The 19936-nt window shown below is 71.3% G+C and carries 16 protein-coding genes; 6 read left to right on the forward strand and 10 right to left on the reverse strand.

Going from position 1 to position 19936, the window contains the following annotated elements:
* Positions 1–27 precede the first annotated feature (27 nt).
* The 3 genes from AB0I38_RS32725 to AB0I38_RS32735 all read right to left on the reverse strand — a co-directional run bounded on the left by AB0I38_RS32725 (position 28) and on the right by AB0I38_RS32735 (position 4753).
* Complete coding sequence (locus tag AB0I38_RS32725; RefSeq protein ID WP_358488957.1) at positions 28–1653, reverse strand: RNA polymerase sigma factor; 1626 nt, start codon at positions 1651–1653, stop codon at positions 28–30.
* A 242-nt stretch (positions 1654–1895) separates the two neighbouring features.
* Positions 1896–3989, reverse strand: coding sequence for a SpoIIE family protein phosphatase (locus AB0I38_RS32730; protein WP_358488963.1), 2094 nt, complete (start codon positions 3987–3989; stop codon positions 1896–1898).
* Between the two features lie 194 nt (positions 3990–4183).
* Entirely contained in the window at positions 4184–4753 is a 570-nt protein-coding gene (locus AB0I38_RS32735; protein WP_358488967.1) for an HhH-GPD-type base excision DNA repair protein, read from the reverse strand.
* Between the two features lie 153 nt (positions 4754–4906).
* Between AB0I38_RS32735 and AB0I38_RS32740 the strand changes: the two genes are divergently transcribed.
* The 6 genes from AB0I38_RS32740 to AB0I38_RS32765 all read left to right on the forward strand — a co-directional run bounded on the left by AB0I38_RS32740 (position 4907) and on the right by AB0I38_RS32765 (position 9849).
* Positions 4907–5131, forward strand: coding sequence for a hypothetical protein (locus tag AB0I38_RS32740; RefSeq protein ID WP_189127215.1), 225 nt, complete (start codon positions 4907–4909; stop codon positions 5129–5131).
* Between the two features lie 123 nt (positions 5132–5254).
* Positions 5255–6754, forward strand: coding sequence for a hypothetical protein (locus tag AB0I38_RS32745; RefSeq protein WP_358488973.1), 1500 nt, complete (start codon positions 5255–5257; stop codon positions 6752–6754).
* A 40-nt stretch (positions 6755–6794) separates the two neighbouring features.
* Entirely contained in the window at positions 6795–7565 is a 771-nt protein-coding gene (locus tag AB0I38_RS32750) for a thioesterase family protein (protein WP_358488977.1), read from the forward strand.
* Positions 7566–7586: 21 nt separating this feature from the next.
* Positions 7587–8342, forward strand: a complete 756-nt coding sequence (locus AB0I38_RS32755; RefSeq protein ID WP_358488982.1) for a LamB/YcsF family protein — start codon at positions 7587–7589, stop codon at positions 8340–8342.
* 29 nt (positions 8343–8371) lie between these two features.
* Positions 8372–8995 carry a 5-oxoprolinase subunit B family protein gene (locus AB0I38_RS32760; RefSeq protein ID WP_358488987.1) on the forward strand — a complete coding sequence of 208 codons (624 nt, stop codon included), beginning with the start codon at positions 8372–8374 and terminating at the stop codon, positions 8993–8995.
* A complete protein-coding gene (locus AB0I38_RS32765; protein WP_358488992.1) occupies positions 8992–9849 on the forward strand; it encodes a biotin-dependent carboxyltransferase family protein in 858 nt (285 codons plus the stop codon). Before AB0I38_RS32760 ends, AB0I38_RS32765 begins: the two co-directional genes overlap by 4 nt.
* Here AB0I38_RS32765 and AB0I38_RS32770 read toward each other — a convergent pair.
* The 7 genes from AB0I38_RS32770 to AB0I38_RS32800 form a co-directional block, all read right to left on the reverse strand.
* Complete coding sequence (locus AB0I38_RS32770; RefSeq protein ID WP_358489001.1) at positions 9827–10657, reverse strand: PhzF family phenazine biosynthesis protein; 831 nt, start codon at positions 10655–10657, stop codon at positions 9827–9829. The two genes, AB0I38_RS32765 and AB0I38_RS32770, sit on opposite strands and share 23 nt — an antisense overlap.
* Positions 10658–10716: 59 nt before the next feature.
* The gene (locus AB0I38_RS32775) at positions 10717–11769 is read right to left on the reverse strand and encodes a winged helix DNA-binding domain-containing protein (protein ID WP_358489006.1); all 1053 of its coding nucleotides are present in this window, start codon (positions 11767–11769) and stop codon (positions 10717–10719) included.
* A 108-nt stretch (positions 11770–11877) separates the two neighbouring features.
* Positions 11878–13572, reverse strand: a complete 1695-nt coding sequence (locus tag AB0I38_RS32780; RefSeq protein ID WP_358489011.1) for an ABC transporter family substrate-binding protein — start codon at positions 13570–13572, stop codon at positions 11878–11880.
* A gap of 15 nt (positions 13573–13587) precedes the next feature.
* Positions 13588–15594, reverse strand: coding sequence for an ABC transporter ATP-binding protein (locus AB0I38_RS32785; protein WP_358489019.1), 2007 nt, complete (start codon positions 15592–15594; stop codon positions 13588–13590).
* Positions 15591–16499: an ABC transporter permease gene (locus tag AB0I38_RS32790; RefSeq protein ID WP_358489023.1), complete on the reverse strand. Its 909-nt coding sequence runs from the start codon at positions 16497–16499 to the stop codon at positions 15591–15593. Before AB0I38_RS32790 ends, AB0I38_RS32785 begins: the two co-directional genes overlap by 4 nt.
* The gene (locus AB0I38_RS32795; RefSeq protein WP_358489029.1) at positions 16496–17482 is read right to left on the reverse strand and encodes an ABC transporter permease; all 987 of its coding nucleotides are present in this window, start codon (positions 17480–17482) and stop codon (positions 16496–16498) included. Before AB0I38_RS32795 ends, AB0I38_RS32790 begins: the two co-directional genes overlap by 4 nt.
* A 75-nt stretch (positions 17483–17557) precedes the next feature.
* A complete protein-coding gene (locus AB0I38_RS32800; RefSeq protein ID WP_358489035.1) occupies positions 17558–19903 on the reverse strand; it encodes an AAA family ATPase in 2346 nt (781 codons plus the stop codon).
* Positions 19904–19936: the final 33 nt, after the last annotated feature.

Consider the following 19936-nt stretch of genomic DNA (forward strand, 5'->3'; position numbering starts at 1 on the left):
GCGGGGCCCGATGAGGCGCTGAGAAACTCAGTCGAGGTAGTCGCGGAGCACCTGGGACCGCGACGGGTGGCGCAGCTTGGACATCGTCTTCGACTCGATCTGCCGGATGCGCTCACGCGTCACCCCGTAGACCTTGCCGATCTCGTCCAGGGTCTTCGGCTGTCCGTCGGTGAGGCCGAACCGCATCGACACGACGCCCGCCTCGCGTTCCGACAACGTGTCGAGAACGGAGTGCAGCTGCTCCTGCAGCAGCGTGAAGCTGACGGCGTCGGCCGGCACGATGGCCTCGGAGTCCTCGATGAGGTCACCGAACTCGCTGTCGCCCTCCTCACCCAGCGGGGTGTGCAGGGAGATCGGCTCGCGACCGTATTTCTGGACCTCGACCACCTTCTCGGGGGTCATGTCCAGCTCACGGGCCAGCTCTTCCGGCGTGGGCTCGCGGCCGAGGTCCTGCAGCATCTGCCGCTGGACCCGGGCCAGCTTGTTGATCACTTCGACCATGTGGACCGGGATGCGGATGGTGCGCGCCTGGTCGGCCATGGCACGCGTGATCGCCTGCCGGATCCACCACGTGGCGTAGGTGGAGAACTTGTAGCCCTTGGTGTAGTCGAACTTCTCGACCGCGCGGATCAGGCCGAGGTTGCCCTCCTGGATCAGATCCAGGAACAGCATGCCGCGACCGGTGTAGCGCTTGGCCAGGGAGACCACGAGACGGAGGTTGGCCTCCAGCAGGTGGTTTTTCGCCCGGCGGCCGTCTTCGGCGATCCATTCGAGCTCGGCCCGGACGTCGACCGGCAGGCTGTCGGTCTCGCCGCCGCCCAGCTGCTCCTCGGCGAACAGGCCGGCCTCGATGCGCTTGGCCAGCTCGACCTCCTGCTCGGCGTTGAGCAGGGGGACCTTGCCGATCTGCTTGAGGTAGTCCTTGACCGGGTCGGCGGTGGCGCCGGCGGCGGCGACCTGCGCGACCGGGGCGTCATCGTCGTCGTCGGACAGGATGAGGACTTCGTCCTCACTCTTCTCGGTGGCGGCGACCGCGGCGGCTTCGGCCGCCTTGGGCTCGTCGTCGGTGTCGTCGTCGGTCTCGGTCTCGGCGACGACCTCGTCCTCCTCGACGACCACGATGTCCTCGAGGTCCTCCAGCTCCACGTCGGCGTCGAGCTCGATGTCCTCGTCGTCGGCCGCCTCGGGATCCTTCGGCTTGGTCTCGGCAGGCCCAGCACTGTCCGGCTTGGCCTTCTTGGCGGGCGGTGCCGCCTTCTTGGCCGCCGGGGCGGCCTTCTTGGCGGGAGCCGGCTTCTTCGGCGCGGGCTCGGCTTCGGCGGTGACGACCGCGGTCACGGTCTCAGGTTGCTGCTCTTTGGCGGCCGCTGCGGCCTTGGTCTTGACGGGGGCAGCGGTGCGGCGCTTTGCTGGACCACGAGACTTCTTCGGCGCAGCCGAATCCGCGGCGGTCACAACCACGGTCACGCCCTCTTTGCTGAGGTTCCGCAAGAACGCGGCGGCGTGCGACATGGGGATGTCCGCCTCCTCGAAGGCCTGGCGGACATCCTCAGACTCGAGGAAACCCTGCGAGCGCCCACGCTCGAGCAGTCGCTGAATGACGGGCTCGTTCAGCTCTTGTGGCTTCGAGCGAGTCGAACTTGCAGGCGACACGAACACCTCTCGAACGAACGCGTGGCGACAATGGACCCAGATGCCCGCTGGGGGGCTGTTGCCTCTCTCGGAGAACGGCGAGGCCGTGCGAACCGCTACGGACCTGCCCTGCATTCTGGCACGACCATGCACTTCATACGGCCACCTCCCGGCGGTTGTCCTCCACCCTAGGCTGACCCGGACAGTAGTGCGTACGTAAGCGCGCCACCGATACCCGAAAGCAACCCTTATGACTGTTTCATTCAGTCACTCTTCGTGGCGGGCGGCACGTGGATGGCCAGGGCGGTAACGTCATCATCCTGTTCATATCCCGACAACATCCGATCAACCAGAAAGTCCAGCAACATGTGTGGATTGCTGACGACCTCTGGTGGCGCTTCGGTCACAACACTGCAAATTTCCGCGAGTCCCGCGTCCAAGCCACGCTTCCGGTTTTCCACCAGTCCGTCGGAGTAGAGCACGGCGGTGTGTCCCGGAGGCACCACGAACCGGAACTGACGGCGGCTGGTCGGCCAGCCGAGCGGGGTGCCCGGCTGCGCCTCGCAGAGCATGGCCGTGCCCTGCGGCGAGACCAGGACGGGCGGCGGGTGACCGGCGAGCGCGAGGGTGCCCTCCCCGGTGACGGGCTCGACCACCATGTACGCCAGGGTCGTGACCTGCTCTTCTTCCTCGGTGGCGTCGAAGACCCGGTCGAGACCGGTCAGCACCGCGGCGGGCGGCGGATTGGTCAGCGCCAGCGCCCGCATGGCGTTGCGGATGCGGCCCATGCCGGCCGCGGCCTTGACGCCCTTGCCCATGACGTCGCCCACGACCGCCGCGACCCGGCCGTCCTGCAACACGAAGGCGTCGTACCAGTCGCCGCCCACCTGGACGTGACGGCTGCCGGAGCGGAAGCGCTGGGCCAGTTCGAGGCCCTTGACCACCGGCAGGCGGTCGGGCAGCAGGCTACGCTGGAGCGTCTCGGCGGTGCGGTGCTCGCGCTCGAAGAGCGTGGCCCGCTCGACCGCCAGCGCGCACTGCCCGGCCAGTGCCTCCAGGAAGACGCCGTCCTCCTGGGAGATCTTCTGCGGCCGGGTGAACGAGAAGCGCAACGCCCCCAGCGCCCGGCCCGCCGCGAGCAGCGGCAGACCGACCCAGGCCCGCTCGTCGGTGTGGGCGAGGTAGTTGGCCAGCACCTGCTCGTCGCCACCGGCGTCGAGCAGCTGCGACCGGAGGCTGTCGGGCGACTCGGCGAACACCGGCCGGCGGCTGTTGACGGCCATGGTCATCACGCTGGAGTGGGAGAGCGGAATCTCCTCGCCCGAGGCGCCCGACGCCTCGGGGACGCCCTCGCCGTTGATCAGCTTGAGCGCGGCCCGATCGGGATCGAGGAGCGCGACCGCCGAACGGTCGGCGGCCAGAGCGGTGCGGCCCACGTCGATGATGACCTGCACCACCTGCTCGACCGTCAGCGCCTCGGCCAGTATGGCGGTGGCGCCCTGCAGCCGCGCCGTGCGCAGGGCGGCGGCGCCGAGCTGGTCGGTCAGCCTGCCGCGCATCTCCTCGGCCTCACGCTGCGGCGTCACGTCGGTGTTGGCGCCCACCCACTCGACGACCCGGCCGTGCCGGATGATCGGGACGGCGCGCACCTCGAAGTGGCGGTAGCCGCTGGCCCGGGTGCGCACCCGGTAGTTCCACTCGAACATGGTGCGACCGCGCAGCGCCTCCTTCCAGGCGTCCTCGGTCTGCTGGCGCTCCTCGGGATGGACCACGTCCAGCCAGCCGTGCGCGAGGTACTCCTCGAGCCCCTGGCCGGTGATGGCACGCCACTGCGGCGCGTCCTCGACCACGGCGCCGGTGGGCGAGGTGATCCAGACGAGCTGTGACTGAGCCTCCACCAGCGAGCGGTAGCGCTCCTCGCTGCGGCGCAGGTCTTCCTCGGTCTGCCTGCTCTCGGTCACGTCGAGCCCGACCAGCGCGATGGCCCGCAGCTCGCCCGCCTCGTCGTGGACCGGGGAGAACGACAGCGACCAGTGCCGGGTGTCGCCCTCGGCGGAGCGGACCCGGACGCGGCCCTCGGTGACGGGGGCGTCACTCTCGATGACGCCCTGCACGGCGTGGGTGATGAGCTGGCTGAGATCGGCCGCCAGGGACTCGATCGGCACCCGGCCCACGAGCCGCTCGGCCGGCACGCCGACCACGTCGGTGAACACGTCGTTGACCCGCTGGACGCGGCCATCGGCGTCGAAGAAGGCGAAGGCGAACTCAGCCTCCGACAACATGCCCTTGAACAGGGCGGAGTCTGAGACGTCCACATCCGACTCCCGTGGACGGGGAACGGAGGTCTCGGCGCTCATGGTCGGCACCTCCGTCGCGTGCCAGGGTCTCCCACGCGGCACATCTCCATAACTGTGTATCGGCGTAGCGCAGCTCCGGGCGACCGGATCCTGCAGTACATCATCGGCGATGGGCAGGCGCGGACGGAAGCCCCGGCCGCCATACGGTCAACGCATCCTGTCAAAATCGCTCCACATTGCGCAGCAAGATCAGGCTACTTGGCCTGCGCCGCTCGCTTCGACTCCTGCTTGGCGGCCCGTACGCGACCCAGCGTCTCGGCGTCGACCACATCGGCGACCGAACGCAGAGAACCCTCCTCGCCATAAGGTCCTGCCGCCTCGCGCCATCCTGGCGGCTGGAACCCCGATTGCTTGCCGAGCAATGCCAAAAAAATCTGGGCCTTCTGCTTGCCGTACCCCGGAAGATCCATCAGGCGCTTCAGCGTGTCTTTGCCGTCGGCGGCCTCGGTCCAGACGCGCTCGGCCTTGCCGTCGTAGTGCTCCACGAGGTAGGCGGCCAGCTGCTGGATCCGTGCCGCCATCGACTTGGGATAGCGGTGAACGGCGGGTTTGGCGGCCAGCAGCGCGGTGAACGCCTCGGGGTCGCAGGAGGCGATCTCCTCCGCCGTGAGGTCGTGTCCGAGCCGCTCGGAGATGGTGTGGGGCCCCGTGAACGCCCATTCCATCGGGATCTGCTGGTCGAGCAGCATGCCGACGAGGAGGGCGAACGGACTGCGGCCGAGCAGGTCGTCGGCCTCGGTCCGCTGGGCGAGCTGGATGCGCATGGGAACAGCTTCGCACGAAAGGACCTGCCGAGAAGCGAACACAACCGTTGTGGAGGCTTGACACCGGCCCGAGAAAAGATGGAATGAGAGCGCAAGTCGCCCTGCGTCCATTCCTGGGGGTTTGCCCCGGGCCTCCAGAGGAATCTCACATCTATGCTCGCTCTGGCCACACGCTTTCTCAGGGAGCCGGTCAGTCACAGGCTGGCCGAAGAGTTCCTGACCGTGCCCGTGGACACGATCGACCGCTGCGTCGCCGACGTGTGCGCGTGCGCGCAGCACCTTGGCATCACGGCGACACCGGAGATCGTGGAACGCATCGCGCGAGAGCACCTGCTCGCGATCGTCAACTCCGCACCTCCGCCCCGAACTCCCCGATAACATCGGGGTCACCAGGCCGCGTTCTACGCACCGTTTACGCCTGGAATGCGAGAGAGTGAGGGCGTGCGCCGACACCGACGAGATCCCCGGGAGAGCACCCCGCCAGACGATGTGTTCAAGGAGATGGTGCAGGCGGCTCGCGAGCTGCTCGCGGTGCGCAGCCCCTTGGACGCGGAGTTGATGGTCTCCGACATGATCGGCGCCTGGTGGGGCCGGCGGGTCAGGGGCGGTGATGTGGAGCAGGTCCTCGGCGAGGGCCTGGTCGACTACGCCGCCAAGGCGGGCAGCCCGGCGTCGCTGACCCTGCTCATCTGCCTGGCCTACCTCGGTACGGCCCGCCAGGGCGCCAAGGCGGAGGGCGCGGCGCTCGCGCTCATGGAGTCGGGCGTGGCCAGGCCCGGCTGGGCCGACCGGGTCGGCGCGGTCAAGCCCACCGGCTGTTACGTCTCCCGCGACGCCTATGGCGACCAGGACACGGTGATCTGCACGTTCGCCTACCGGTGGGGCGAGGAGTCCGCCGCCGAGGCCGGCCAGGAGCGCCACGCGCTGGTCATGGTCGTCGACCACAACATGTCCGGCATGGCGCGCGACGCCTGGGTCTCCTCCCAGGTCGACATGCTGATCGAGAAGGCGCGGGCCGAGGCGGCAGGCAACGCGATGCTGCTGTTCGAGGAGATCGAGCCGCAGCAGGCCAGGGCGCTGCTGGAGTCGGCCATGAAGGCCACCCGGGAGCCGAAGACCCCTCCCCCGGTCAGCGATAGCTACAGCGCCTACCACGCGTTCGCGCGGGCCCGGCTCAAAGCGCTGCCGCCGGGGCGCAAACGTCCGGCGCCGCTGCACATCGAGGCCCCCTACAGCCGCGAGCGGCGGGCGATGCTGGCCGCCGAGTTCCTCGCCTCCGACGCGGCCGAGCACCTGTCCGACCCGTCGGCCGCCTCGCGCTGCGCCGACCACATCATCGACTACGGCTGCGAGCAGGACTTCAGCCGGCCGTTGCGGGTCAGCCCCACCAAATGCGAGACCTTCCTGCTCGACTGGCTGCCGCGCAAGGTGATGCTGAGCGTCGCCGAGCAGGAGGCCATGCCACACGTGCTGGCGGCCTGGGCACGCTTCGCCGCGCGGCGCACGGGGCTGCCCGAGCGGGGACTGAAGGCCACGCTCGACGCGGTGTGGGAGGCGATCGGCAAGTTTCCCGAGGCCTACCGCGATCCGACGTCGTTCGGGCTCGACCGGCCGCTGCTGGAGCGGCTGCTGCCCGACGGCGACCTGTCGGCGCTGGCCAGGCGGGTCTTCGCGTTCCCGTTTCTGCAGGGCGTGCACAACGGCGTCGACCTCGACCGGCTCAACCCGGCCGACGACGCCGACCGGCGGACCCTGCTGGAGATCGACCACGTCGGCGCCGCCGACGAGGAGCATCTGGCCTGGCACGAGGAGATCGCCAGCCGGTTGTGGGTGGGCGACCCGCCGCAGCTGTGGGAGGCGGCGCAGCGCCTGCTCGACCTCGGCCACGACCGTCACGACGTGCTGCACGTTCTGATCGAGATCGCCGAGCGCATCGGCGGCGACCCAGAGGAACTCGCCGCCGCCTTGGACGACATCGCCGACATCCCCGACGAAATCTAGGCACGCCCCCGCTTCCCGTCTCGCCGTAGAATTTCGTTCTATGTCGATGTACACCCGGCTGGCGACCGGCCGCTACCTCGCGTCGGAGCACACCCAGGGGCCGTGGGATCCCGCCACGCAGCACATGGGCCCCGTCACCGCTCTGATCACCCACGAGCTCGCCCAGACCGCCCCGAGGCCGGGCCTGGAGCTGTCGCGCCTGGTCGTGGACGTCTTCGGCCCGGTGCCGGTGGGCGAGCTGGAACTGCGCACCGACGTGATCCGCGACGGCAAGCGCGTGCAGTGCCTGGCCGCGAGCGTCTGGTCCGGCGACCGCGAGCACTGCCGCGCCACCGCCTGGCGAATCCGGGAGTCCGCCACGCCCGTGACGCCGGTCGCCGCCCCGCCCGCGCCCGTCCCGCCGCGCTCCGAGGCCGACCGGAGCTCGTGGCTGGGCTCGGGATTCGGCTACGGCAGGGCGCTGGACTGGCGGTTCGTCACCGGCGGGCCGATGGTCACCGGGCCCGCCACGGTCTGGGGCCACGTCTCGATGCCGCTGGTCGAGGGCGAGGAGATCACTCCGCTGGAGCGGCTGGCGCTGTTCGCCGACAGCGGCAACGGCATCAGCCACGCGCTCGACTTCCAGACCCACCTGTTCGTGAACGTCGACCTGACGATCTCCCTCTTCCGCGCCCCCGCCGGAGAGTGGATCTGCATGGACGCCACCACCGTCATCGGGCCGGCGGGCCGCGGCCTGACCCGCTCCACGCTGTACGACGAGAGCGGCGAGGTCGGCACGGCGACTCAGACGCTCTTCGTCGCGCCGAGGTGACCGTGCCGTCATGATGGACCCATGGTGATCGACCTCAACGCCGACCTGGGTGAAGGCTTCGGCATCTGGGAGCTCGGCGACGACCTCGCGCTGCTCGACATCGTCACGAGCGCCAACGTGGCCTGCGGCTTCCACGCCGGCGACCCGGTGACGATCAGGCGCGCGTGCGCGGCGGCCGTCGACCGGGGCGTGTCGATCGGGGCCCAGGTGTCCTACCGCGACCTGGCCCACTTCGGGCGCAGGGAGATGGACATGGAGCCGGAGGAGCTCTGCGCCGAGGTGCTCTACCAGCTGGCCGCCGTCGACGGCATCGCCCGGGCGATGGGCGGGCGGGTCTCCTACGTCAAGCCGCACGGCGCGCTCTACAACCGCGTCTGCCGCGACGAGGTGCAGGCGGCGGCGCTCGTCGACGCGGTGGTCGACTACGACCCGTCTCTGCCGGTGCTCACGCTGCCCGGCTCGGTCGTGCACCGCGCGGCGGCGGCCGAGGGCGTGGCCACGATCGCGGAGGCGTTCGCCGACCGCGCCTACACCTCCGCCGGGGCCCTGGTGTCACGCCGGGAGCCCGGGGCGCTCGTCCACGACCCGGCCGCGGTGTCGGCCCGCGCGGTGCGGATGGCCGTGGAGGGCTCGGTGACCTCGATCGACGGCACCCCGGTGCCGGTCTCGGCCCGCTCCATCTGTGTCCACGGCGACACCCCCGGCGCCGTGGTGCTGGCGCAGGCCGTACGAGACGGGCTGCTGGAGGCGGGTGTGGTTCTGCAGGCGTTCGCGTGACCGTCGCGCCCAGGACGCGGGGTGGCGGCGTGATCCGGACGGCCGGCGAGCACGCGTTGCTCGTGGAGACGGGGGCGCTGGAGGTTTCTCACCGGCTCGACGCCGTGCTGCGCGCCCGGGGTCCCGAAGGGGTGGTGGAGATCGTGCCCGGGCCGGAGACCGTGCTGGTCGTGGCCCCCGGAGCGGACCAGCACCGGCTACGGGCTCGGCTGGATGAGCTGCTCGCCGAGGCGCGCGAGCAGACGCCTGGCACGCCCTCGCGACCGGCGCCGGAGGACGTGGTGACGATTCCGGTCGTCTATGACGGAGCGGATCTCGATTCCGCGGCGGCGTTGGCGGGGCTGTCCGTGGAGGAGGTGATCGCCCGGCACACCGGGCGGGAGCTGGTGGTCGGGTGGCTGGGGTTCGCTCCGGGGTTCGCCTATCTGACCGGGCTGGATCCGGCGCTCCACCTGCCGCGCCTGGACACGCCGCGCACCTCGGTGCCCGCCGGCTCGGTGGCCGTCGCCGGGCCCTACTCCGCCGTCTACCCCAGCGCCTCGCCCGGCGGGTGGCGGCTGCTGGGCCGCACCTCGGTGCGGGTGTGGGACACCGGCGCCGATCCGCCGTCGCCGTTCCGGCCGGGGATCCGCGTGCGATTCGAGCGCGCATGATCGAGGTGCTCGCGCCCGGCCCGTACGCGACCGTCCAGGATCTGGGGCGCCGCGGCTACGCCCACCTGGGGGTGCCCGGTTCGGGCGCGGCCGACGCGGGCAGTCTGCGGCTGGCCAACCGCCTGGTCGGCAACCCCGAGGGGGCGGCCGGGATCGAGCTGACCTACGGCGGGGCCCGGCTGGTGTTCCGCTCGGGCGCGTGGGTCGCCGTCACGGGCGCGCCCTGCCCCCTGACGAGCCGCGGCGCCGCCTCCGGCATGCGGGTCCCGTTCTGGGTTCCGGCGGGGGGCGAGGTGCTGTTCGGCGCACCGCCCCGGGGGCTGCGCACCTATCTGGCCGTGCGCGGCGGCATCGCGGTCGAGCCGGTGCTCGGCAGCCGGTCCACCGACTCGCTGTCGGGGCTCGGTCCCGAGCCGCTGCGCGCGGGGACCGTCCTGCCCGTGGGCGCCGTCGGCGCGGCGGCGCCGATCTCCGTCGACCTGGCGCCGGCCCGCTCCCCCGGCCCGGCGGTGCTGCGGGTGCTGCCCGGGCCGCGCGACGACTGGTTCGTCCCGGACGCGCTCGCCGAGCTGTGCGCGCGGCCGTACGAGGTGAGCCAGGACAGCAACCGCGTGGGGGTACGCCTGCGCGGCCGGGAGCTGGCGCGGGCCCGGGAGGGCGAACTGCCCAGCGAGGGCATGGTCACCGGGGCCGTCCAGGTGCCGCCGAGCGGACAGCCGATCGTGTTCCTGGCCGACCATCCGCCGACGGGCGGCTATCCCGTGATCGGCGTGGTCGCGGCGGCCGACCTCTCGATCGCGGCCCAGCTGTGCCCGGGCGACGAGGTGCGCTTCACAGCTCGACCTGCCCGCTGACGCACGTGACGGTGGAGCCGCCCACCCAGACGGTCTGGCCGGCGTCGGCCGAGACGTGCACCCGGCCCGCCCGGCCGAGCACGGTGCCCTGGCCGGCCACGTAGGGGGCGGTGGCGCGGCCGGTGCGCAGCAGCCACTGGGCGACGGAGGCGTTGAGGCTGCCGGTGACCGGATCCTCCACCGTGCCGCCCTCGAACGGGCAGAACGCCCGCAGCTCGAAGGCGAGCGGCGATCCGGGCGGGTAGGGCCCCACCACGCCGAGGTCGAGGTCGACGCGGCCGGGCCGCAGCGCGAGCACCGCGTCGGCGTCACGGAGCAGCACGGCCGCCCAGCCGGGGCCGTTGTCGGCCCATTCGGCGTCGACGATCTCGTCGCGGCCGACGCCCAGCAGCTCGGCGATGTGCCTGACCTGCGGCTCGTCGATCGGCCCCGACCGTCTCAGCGGCGGCGCGGCGAACGCGAGCCCGTCGTCGGTCCTGCGCACCTGCACCAGCCCGGCGCCGCACTCCTGCACGATCGCGGCGTCGTCCTTGGGGGTGCCGCCGGCCTCCAGCCAGGCGTGGCAGGTGCCGAGTGTGGGATGACCGGCGAACGGCAGCTCGGACAAGGGGGTGAAGATCCGGACCTGGTAGTCGGCTTCGGGCACGCTCGGCGGCAGCACGAACGTGGTCTCGGACAGATTGGTCCAGTGGGCGAACCGTTGCATCTGCTCGGCACTCAGGCCGTCCGCGTCGAGGACGACCGCGAGGGGGTTGCCGAAGTAGGGCGTGGCGGTGAAGACGTCAACCTGCGAGAAGGGGCGCGACATACGCCAAGCTTCGCAGAACTCCACCTCCCGCCGGGAGCTCCCGGTGCCCGGACCCACCGTCATGGCTCGTCGGGCACGGCGGCGAGAAGGGACTCGATCCGCGAGACGGCGCGGCGCAGGGCGCCCTCGGGCACCGGCGCGAACAGGTCGAGGCCGATCTGCCCGCCCTTGCGCTCCCAGACGCCCGTCACCCTGCCCTCGTGGATCACCACAGGAGAGATCCACCCGGCCTGACGGCTGACCTTGGCCTTGACGGCCGCCGGGATGAGCGGCTCCAGGTCGCGAGGGGCCGCCAGAATGAACTGGTCGAATCCCGGCAGCAGGTGCGTCTCGCCGGACGCCCGGGTGGCGGCGAGGTCGTCGAGGTGCTCGGTCAGGGCGAGCAATCGGCGGCCGTCATCCGCCTCGACCTCGGTCAGCTCGGGCCCGAGGTCGAGGAACCAGGCCTTGAGCACGGCCTTCTTGGCGATGCCGCCGAAGAGCCACTTGTCGAACATCTCGGGCGTCGCCGGGCCGTGGGCGCCGAGGAAGGCACGGGCCAGACGCACACCGGCCTCCTCCTGCGGCGGGAGCACCGGTGGCCAGCCCGGCAGCCAGTGACGGGGCGCGGTGAACGTCACCCTGCCGTCGCGCGGCGGGCCGTAGCAGAGCTCGCCGAGGCGGCTGAGCGGCTTGAGCAGGGCACCCCAGCCGGACGTGAGCGCCTGCCTCAGATGGGCGTCGCCGGTGACGTCGACGACGGCGTCGACCAGCTCGTCACGGGTCAGCGCCCGCTCTCCCAGCGCCTGGGGCACGGCCTCGATGACGGCCTCGATCTCGGCCGCGGTGACGCCGTGGCCGCGCTGCCAGGAGCCCTTCTCCCAGAACCGCAGCGTGGCGAGGGCCGCGCAGCAGCCGGCCAGCTCGTCGGACGGCAGGAGGTGCAGGGTGCCGCGCATGATCCAGGTCTTGACCAGACTCCGGTCGGCCCACAACGCCCGGTCGACGGCGCCGGGGCCGGGCGTGGCGCTCCTGAGGGCCACGGCCAGCTGGGCCGAGGAGGCGACCTGGGTCTGGACGCCGCACAACCTGCGGACGACCGAGACCGCGTCGGTGCCGCCAGAGCCGCTCACGAACTGTCTCCGCAGCCGCCAGGAAAGGATCTGCGGCCATGTCAGCTGAAGGGTCACCCGTCACTTCTATCTGACCTCGCCGACAGACCGCGCCGCCAGACTGGGGCGTCAGCCGGTGAAGCCGATGTCCTGGTAACGGAGGTCGTAGAAGCCGCGCGCGCCCACGTTGGCCAGCGACTGCTTGACCGCCACGAACTGCGGCCGCTGGTAGAGGGGCAGCACGTTGACCTCCTGCCAGATCAGCTTGTCGGCGGCGTTGGCGTCGGCCCGCGCCTGCGCGGGGTCGAGGTTCTGGCTCGCCTTGTTCATCGCCCGGTCGATGGCCTCGGAGCCGGTGCGGCCAAAGTTGGCGTTCCAGTTCTTGCCATCGGGTGAGTTCGCGTAGACGCCGTAGCTGCTCGACACCGGGAAGGGGGTCCCGATGTACGCGAAGGGGGTGATGTCGAAGTTGCCAGGGATCACGTACTTGGTGAAGAAGTCGTCGCTGGGCACCGCCTGGATGGACACCTTGACCCCGATCTGGCCGAGCATGCTCTGCGCCAGCTCGCCCTCGGACTTGCTGGTCTGCACGCCCGACGGCACCACGAACCGCAGGGCGAGGGGCTTGCCGTCCTTGGTCCGCACCTGGCCGGTGAGCTTCCAGCCCGCCTCGTCCAGCATCCGCTTGGCCCGCTCGGGGTTGTAGACGCCCAGGTCGCCGGCGTTGTCCTGGTAGCCCTCCTGGGTGTTCATGAAGAAGTGGTTGTTGAGCGGGGTGATCGGCCAGTCGAGGCCCGCCAGGTCGGACTGGGCGATGGCGTCACGGTTGATGCCCAGCTGGATCGCCTGGCGCACGCGTACGTCCCTGAGCGGCTCGCTGGAGCCGTTGAAGGTAAAGTGGCGGAAGTCGGGGCCGGCGGCCTGCCGCACCTGGGCTCCCTGAGTGGACCTGGCGCGGGCGTAGTCGGGCGCCGACGGGCCGACGTCGGTGATGTCGAGCTCGCCATTGCCGAACGCGCCCATCAGGGAGTCCTGCTCCGAGGCGCGGTAGATGATCCGGTCGAGCTTGGCCCGCTCGCCCCACCACTTGGCGTCGCGGACCAGCGTGATGGTCTTGGCCGTCTGGTCGAAGCCCTTGAAGGCGAACGGCCCGGCCGTCACCGGGATCTTGTTCAGCCAGGACTCGTTGAACGCCTGGGGCGTCCTGTTGGTGGCGGCGGGCAGCAGCGGCCCGAACAGCGACTGCCAGTCACCGAACGGCCTGGCGAAGGTGACGACCACCGTGTGGTCGTCCTTGCCCCGCTCGACCCGCTCGATGTCCTGGTAGCCGGTCGAGGAGACGATGTGGAAGGCGGGGTCGCGACCGTTGAGCGCCTGCCACTGCGCCTGGTAGTCGGCCCAGGTGATGGGCTTGCCGTCGGACCATCTGGCCTTGGGGTTGAGCGTGTAGGTGACGACCTGCTTGGGCTCGTTGCCGGTGACCTCGGCCTTGAGCAGGTAGTCGGGGTTGGGGGCGATCTCCGCCTTCTCGTTGGAGAGGAACGGCGTGGGCAGCAGCGCGTTGCTGATCATGGCGGCCACCGCGAGGTTGCCGTCGACGTGGTTGCGGTTCCACTGGGCGGGGAACTCGTTGATGCCCCAGCGCAGCGTGCCACCCTCCCTGATCCGGTCGCGCGGCTGCGGGTTGATGTCGTACGCCTTGAGCGTCCGCGCGTCACCCCCGCCGACCGGCCCGCCGGAGCCGCCCGTGCCGCCCCCGCAGCCCGTCAGCGACAGCGAGCCGGCGACGGCCATGGCGACGGCCAGACGTGATGCTTTCTTCAAGGAATTCCTCCTGGTCTAGACGACTTCGAGTTTTTCGGCGTAGTGGCAGGCCACGCCCTGGTCGGCGCCGAGCGGCCGGATCTCGGGCTCGACGTCGACGCACAGGACCCGCTGCTCGCCGGTCAGCTCCGCCCGGAACTTGGGGCAGCGGGTGCGGAACCGGCAGCCCGACGGCGGGTCGGCCGGGCTGGGCAGGTCGCCTTCGAGCAGGATCCGGCGGCGCGAGCGCTCGCGGGCGGGGTCGGGCAGCGGGATCGCCGACAGCAGCGCCTGCGTGTAGGGGTGCATCGGGGTGCCGTAGACCGCGTCCACGTCGCCGATCTCGGCGATCCTGCCGAGGTACATCACCGCCACCCGGTCGGCGATGTGGCGGACCACGGCCAGGTCGTGCGCCACGAACAGATAGGACAGGCCGAGCCGGGCCCGCAGCGAGCCGAGCAGGTTGATGACTCCGGCCTGGATCGACACGTCGAGCGCCGAGACCGGCTCGTCGAGCACCAGCAGTCTGGGTTCCAGGGCGAGGGCGCGGGCGATGCCGATGCGCTGGCGCTGCCCGCCCGAGAAGTCCTGCGGGTAGCGGGCGGCGTGGGAGGGGTCGAGCCCGACCAGGGCGAGCAGCTCGCCGATCCGGCGGCCAGGGTTGCCCCTGGCGTGTGTGCGCAGCGGCTCGGCGAGCAGGTCGTAGACGGTCATGCGGGGGTCGAGCGAGGCCAGCGGGTCCTGAAAGACGACCTGCATGTCACGCCGGATCGCCATCCGCTCGGCCGCGCCCAGCCGGGCGGTGTCGTGACCGAGCACGACGATGCGGCCCCGCTGCGGCCTGGTCAGCTCCAGGATCTCCAGCAGGGTCGTGGTCTTGCCGCAGCCCGACTCGCCGACCAGCCCGAGCGTCTCGCCCTCGCGGAGGTCGAAACTGATCCCGGCCACCGCGTGGACCGTGCCGACGCGGTGCTTGAACACCGAGCCCCGCATCAGCGGGTATTCCTTGACCAGGTCGTCCACCCGCAGCACCGGCTCGCCGCGCGGCGGCCTCGGGGCGGGCGGCGGATGCTCGCCGAGGGTGCTCGGCCGGACCTGCTCCCACCGGATGCACGCCGCCCCGTGGCCCGCGCCCACGTCGAACAGCGGCGGCTCACCGTGGACGCAGGCCTCGATCCGCATCGGGCAGCGTGGCGCGAACGGGCACCCGGGCGGCAGCGCCGCGGGAGACGGAGGGGTGCCCTCGATCGGCACCAGCGGGCGCCCGCCCTGGTCGACCCGCGGGATCGAGCCGAGCAGCCCCGCGGTGTAGGGCATCCGCATCCGGTAGTAGATGTCGTCGACGTCGCCCGCCTCGACGACCCGGCCCGCGTACATGACGAGCACCCGGTCGGCGAAGCCGGCCACCACCCCGAGATCGTGCGTGATCATCACGATCGCGGCGCCCGTCTCCCGCTGGGCCTTCTTCAGCACCTCCAGCACCTGCGCCTGGATGGTGACGTCGAGCGCGGTCGTGGGCTCGTCGCAGATGATCACATCGGGGTCGTTGGCGATGGCCATCGCGATCATCACGCGCTGCCGCATCCCGCCGGAGAACTCGTGCGGGAACGCCAGCGCCCGCTGTCCGGCGTTGGGGATGCCGACCAGGTCGAGCAGCTCGACGGCCTTGACCATGGCCTGCTCGCGGCTGACCCGCTGGTGCACCCGGACGGCCTCGGCGACCTGGTCGCCCACCCGGTAGACGGGGGTCAGCGCGGACAGCGGGTCCTGGAAGACCATGGACATCGTCCTGCCGCGCAGGGCGGTCAGGTCGCGCTCGCGGGCGCCGATCAGCTCCCTGCCGTGCAGCCGCACCGACCCGGTGACCGTGGCGCCGGGCGGCAGCAAACCCATGATCGCGGCCGAGGTGACGGACTTGCCGGAGCCGGACTCCCCCACGATGCCGAGCACCTCGCCCCGGCGTACCTCGAAGCTCACTCCGCGCACGGCGGGCACCGGGCCGAAGGAGACGCTGAGGCCCGCGACTTCGAGGACCGGGGTCATCGCCGCCTCGCGGAGGTCGGGTCGAAGGCGTCGCGCAGGGAGTCGCCGATGAGGTTGACCGCCAGCACGGTGATCACCAGCAGCCCCGCGACGAACCAGAACGTCCACGGCGCGTAGACGGCGGTCCTGGAGCCGTCGGCGATGAGCGTGCCGAAGGAGACGTCGGGCGGCTGGATGCCGAAGCCGAAGTAGGACAGCGAGGTCTCGGTGAGGATGGCGGCGCTGACGTTGAGGGTGGCGTCGACGATCAGCAGCGACGACAGGTTGGGGATCACGTGCCGGAAGATGATCCTGATCGGCGGGACGCCCATGAACCGGGCCGCCTGGATGAACTCACGCCGCTTCAGCGAGATGGTCATCCCTCTGACGATCTTGGAGGTGACCATCCAGAGGAACAGCGCCAGCATGATCACGAACAGCACCCACTTACCGGCCCCGAACAGCGGCGACATGATCGCCAGGATGAGGAACGCGGGCAGCACCAGCAGCAGGTCGGTGACCCAGGACAGCGCCCGGTCGGGCCAGCCCGGAAAGTAGCCGGCGAAGGCACCGACCACGGCGGCCAGCGCGGTGGACACCAGGGCGGCGAGCAGGCCGACGATGAGCGACTTCTGCATGCCGCGCAGTGTGACCGCGTAGACGTCGGCGCCCGTCTGCAGGGTGCCGAACCAGTGGGTGGCCGACGGGGGCTGCAGGAACGCGGTGAAGTCCTTGTCGGTGTAGGACCACGGGCTGAGCATCGGCCCGGCGAACGCCAGCAGGAACATCAGCACGAGTACGGCGAAGCCGACCTGCCCCTGCCGGGACCCGAAGAACCTCCTGGCGACGATCCGGACCCGGGACGGCGCCCTGGACTCGCGGGCCCCGATCAGCTCCTCGCCCAGCTCCTCCTCGGAGAGGGTCATCCCGCCCTCACCCGTGGGTCCAGGGCGGCGTGCATGAGGTCGGCGGCCAGGGAGGCGCAGAGCACCGCGATCGCGGCGAGCAAGGAGATGGCGGCCACGGTGTTGACGTCATTGGTGAAGATGGAGTTGATCAGCTGCTCGCCCAGGCCGTGCCAGCCGAAGATCTTCTCGGTGAAGGTGGCGCCGACCAGCAGGGTGCCGAAGGTGAAGGCGAAGTAGGTCGCCACGGGGATCAGCGCGGTGCGCAGCGCGTGCCTGATGAGCGCCTGGCGCCTGCTCAGCCCCTTGGCCATGGCGGTGCGAACGTAGTCGGCGCCGAGCACGTCGAGCATCATGTTGCGCTGGTAGCGGCTGAAGACCGCGACCAGCCCGAGCGACAGCGAGACCGTGGGCAGGATCAGGTGCTGGACCCGGTCGAGCGCGCTCCCCCAGAACCCGGTGTCGAGCCCGACGCTGTATTCGCCGCTGACCAGGAACACCTGCCGGCCGAAGACGTTCGCGTTGGCCCAGGTGCCGAACAGGATCAGCATGTTGGCCAGCACGACGACGGGCACCGCCAGCACCACGAAGGACACGCCCGCCGACAGCCGGTCGAACCATCCGTACTGCCTGACCGCCGCGTAGGCGCCGAGCAGCACCCCGGCGAGGCTGCCGCAGGCCAGCCCGAGCAGGACCAGCCGGGCCGTGACGCCGGCCCGCCGGCCGAGGTCGTCGTTGACCGGCGTGCCCGTGACGCTCTTGCCGAAGTCGCCGTGCAGCACCCCGGCGGCCCAGGTGGCGTAACGCTGGATCAGCGGGGTGCGGTCGTTGAGGTTGAGCGCGGTGAGCTGGGCATCGACCACGGCCGGCGGCGGCTTGGGGGTGCGGTCGGCGTAGTTGGAGCGCGGGTCGAGGGCACTGGCCGCCAGCAGGTAGGCGAGGCTGGAGGCGACGACGACGAGCACCAGGTAGTTGAGCAGCCTGCGCGCCAGGAATCCGGCCATCGACCCCCCTCCCGCGCACGGTGCGTAGTCATATTGCTACACCATGGCACGGGGACGGCGCACGGAACCGTCGGGTCAGCGCCCGGAAAGTTCGTCGATCGCGGTGCGGACGTCGTCGCTGGTGATCGTGGTCAGCTCGGCGGAGGTGGTGGCGCCACCCTTGCCGGCCAGGGCCGCGAGCCGCACGTCGCGGCGCATGGCCGCGCGCTCGAACAGCGACCGGGCGAACCGGCCGTTGCCCAGCCCGTCGATCAGCCGCTCGTCGCAGACCCAGGCGAACACCTCGTCCAGGTCGCGCAGCGCGTCGTCGTCGAACCGGTCGCCCGACTTGTCGGCGAGCAGCACGGCGATCTCCGACAACTCGGCCGGTGAGTAGCTGGGGAAGGCCACCCGCTGGTTGAACCGGCTGGCCAGCCCGGGGTTGGTGGACAGGAACGCGTCCATCTCGTTCTGGTAGCCGGCCAGCACGATGACGAGCCGGTCGCGGTCGTCCTCGGCCCGCTTGAGCAGGGTCTGCACGGCCTCGGCGCCGAAGGCGTCGCCGCCGGAGTAGCCGGGGTTGGTCAGGCTGTAGGCCTCGTCGATGAACAGCACCCCGCCGAGCGCCCGGTCGACCAGCTCGTTGGTCTTGATCGCCGTCGCGCCCAGGTGCTGGCCGACCAGGTCGGCCCGCTGCGCCTCGACCACGTCGGGCCGGGCCAGCAGGCCGAGCGCCGCGAAGACCCGGCCGAGGACCCTGGCCACGGTGGTCTTGCCGGTGCCGGGCGGCCCGACGAACACGAAGTGGCGCATCTGCGGCGGCGTGGGCAGCCCACGCTCCTGGCGCATCCGCGCCACCTGCAGCTGCGCGGCGATGGCGTGCACCTGCCGCTTGACCGGCGCCAGGCCGGCCATCCGGTCGAGGTCGGCCAGCGCCTCCTCCAGCGTGGGCGTGGCCTCGTAGCCGCGGAAGCGCGCGGTGAGCTCGTTGAACGCCTTGGTCACGTCGGGCGTGGTCGTGGTCACCAGGTCCTTGGTGGTCGGCGTGCCGCCCGCGCCCACGACCCGCACGTCGCGAGCCTGCGCGGCGGCCTCGACCAGGCTGCGGACGAACCGGGCGTTGCCCAGCTCGTCGACCAGCCCGCGCCGCTGCACGTCCTCGAACAGGCCGAGCAGCGCCGTCTCGCCCTCGCCCGACATCGTGTCGCCCCGCTGCCGCTGGAGCAGCGCGGTGATCTCGGCCAGCTCGCCGGGCGAGTAGCTGGGAAAGCGCACCCGGGTGGCGAACCTGCTGGCCAGGCCCGGGTTGGAGGTGAGGAAGGAGGTCATCTCCTGCTCGTAGCCGGCCAGGATGATGATCAGCCGCTCGCGGTCGTCCTCGGCCCGCTTGAGCAGGGTCTGCACGGCCTCGGCGCCGAACCTGTCGGGCTGGCCGTCGGACGAGATGACCAGGCCGTAGGCCTCGTCGATGAACAGCACCCCGCCGAGCGCCCGGTCGACCAGCTCGTTGGTCTTGATCGCCGTCGCGCCGAGGAATTCGCCCACCAGGTCGGCCCGCTGCGCCTCCACCACGTAGGGCGTCTCCAGCAGGCCGAACGCGTAGAAGATCTTCGCGACCGTACGGGCCACGCTGGTCTTGCCGGTGCCGGGCGGGCCGACGAAGACGAAGTGCCGGGTGGGCGGGCCGGCGGTGTAGCCCGCCTCGGCGCGCAGCCGTGACGCCTCGATGGACGCGGCTATGGAACGCACCTGCTCCTTGACCGGGGCCAGGCCGATCATGCTCTCCAGCTCGCTGAGCGCCTCCTCGACCGAGATGCTGGGCGGCTGGGGCGTCCTGTCGGAGGGCGCCCCCGGCATGCCCTCGCGCACCCGGATCCGGAGCTGCTCCTGCTCCTGGACGGTCAGCTCGGCCCGCGCCCGGCGGGCGAGCAGGAACCGGTAGAGCAGGGCCGCGGCCGCCACGCCGTACGCCACCCAGACCGCGATGGTCGCGGAGACCAGGGAGAGGGCGGCGGCGAGCAGGCCGGCCGGCAGGAGGGCGAGCAGGGCGGTCAGCCACGGCGTCACCCACCGGATCAGGTGCGCGGCGGCGGCGACCGGCACCGCCAGCAGGGCGAGCAGCAGCGCCGACCCCGCCGGGAAGAGCAGCCCCGACACCCCGATCGTCACCACGACCCAGACGCCGACCACCAGCGTGGTCGCGGCGGCCCTCGGGAAGCGCAGGGTGAGCGCGACGAAGGCGAGCGCCAGCAGCGCGATCACGAAGGTCTGGGGCAGGTCCCAGCCGAAGGCCGCGCCGAGCCCGACCGCGCCGATCAGCGCGGAGATGTACATCACCCGCCGCACGGCCGGCGGAAGGCGGAAATAGCGCAGCCGCACCCGCTCGAACAGATCCCGGGCCGCGGCCCGCCCCGCGGCCTGGGCCCTGTCGGACTCACGCATCACGCCTCCCCGGTCCGCCCCCGGTTATATCGC

The organism is Nonomuraea cavernae, assembly GCF_040655715.1.
GTDB lineage: Bacteria > Actinomycetota > Actinomycetes > Streptosporangiales > Streptosporangiaceae > Nonomuraea > Nonomuraea cavernae_A.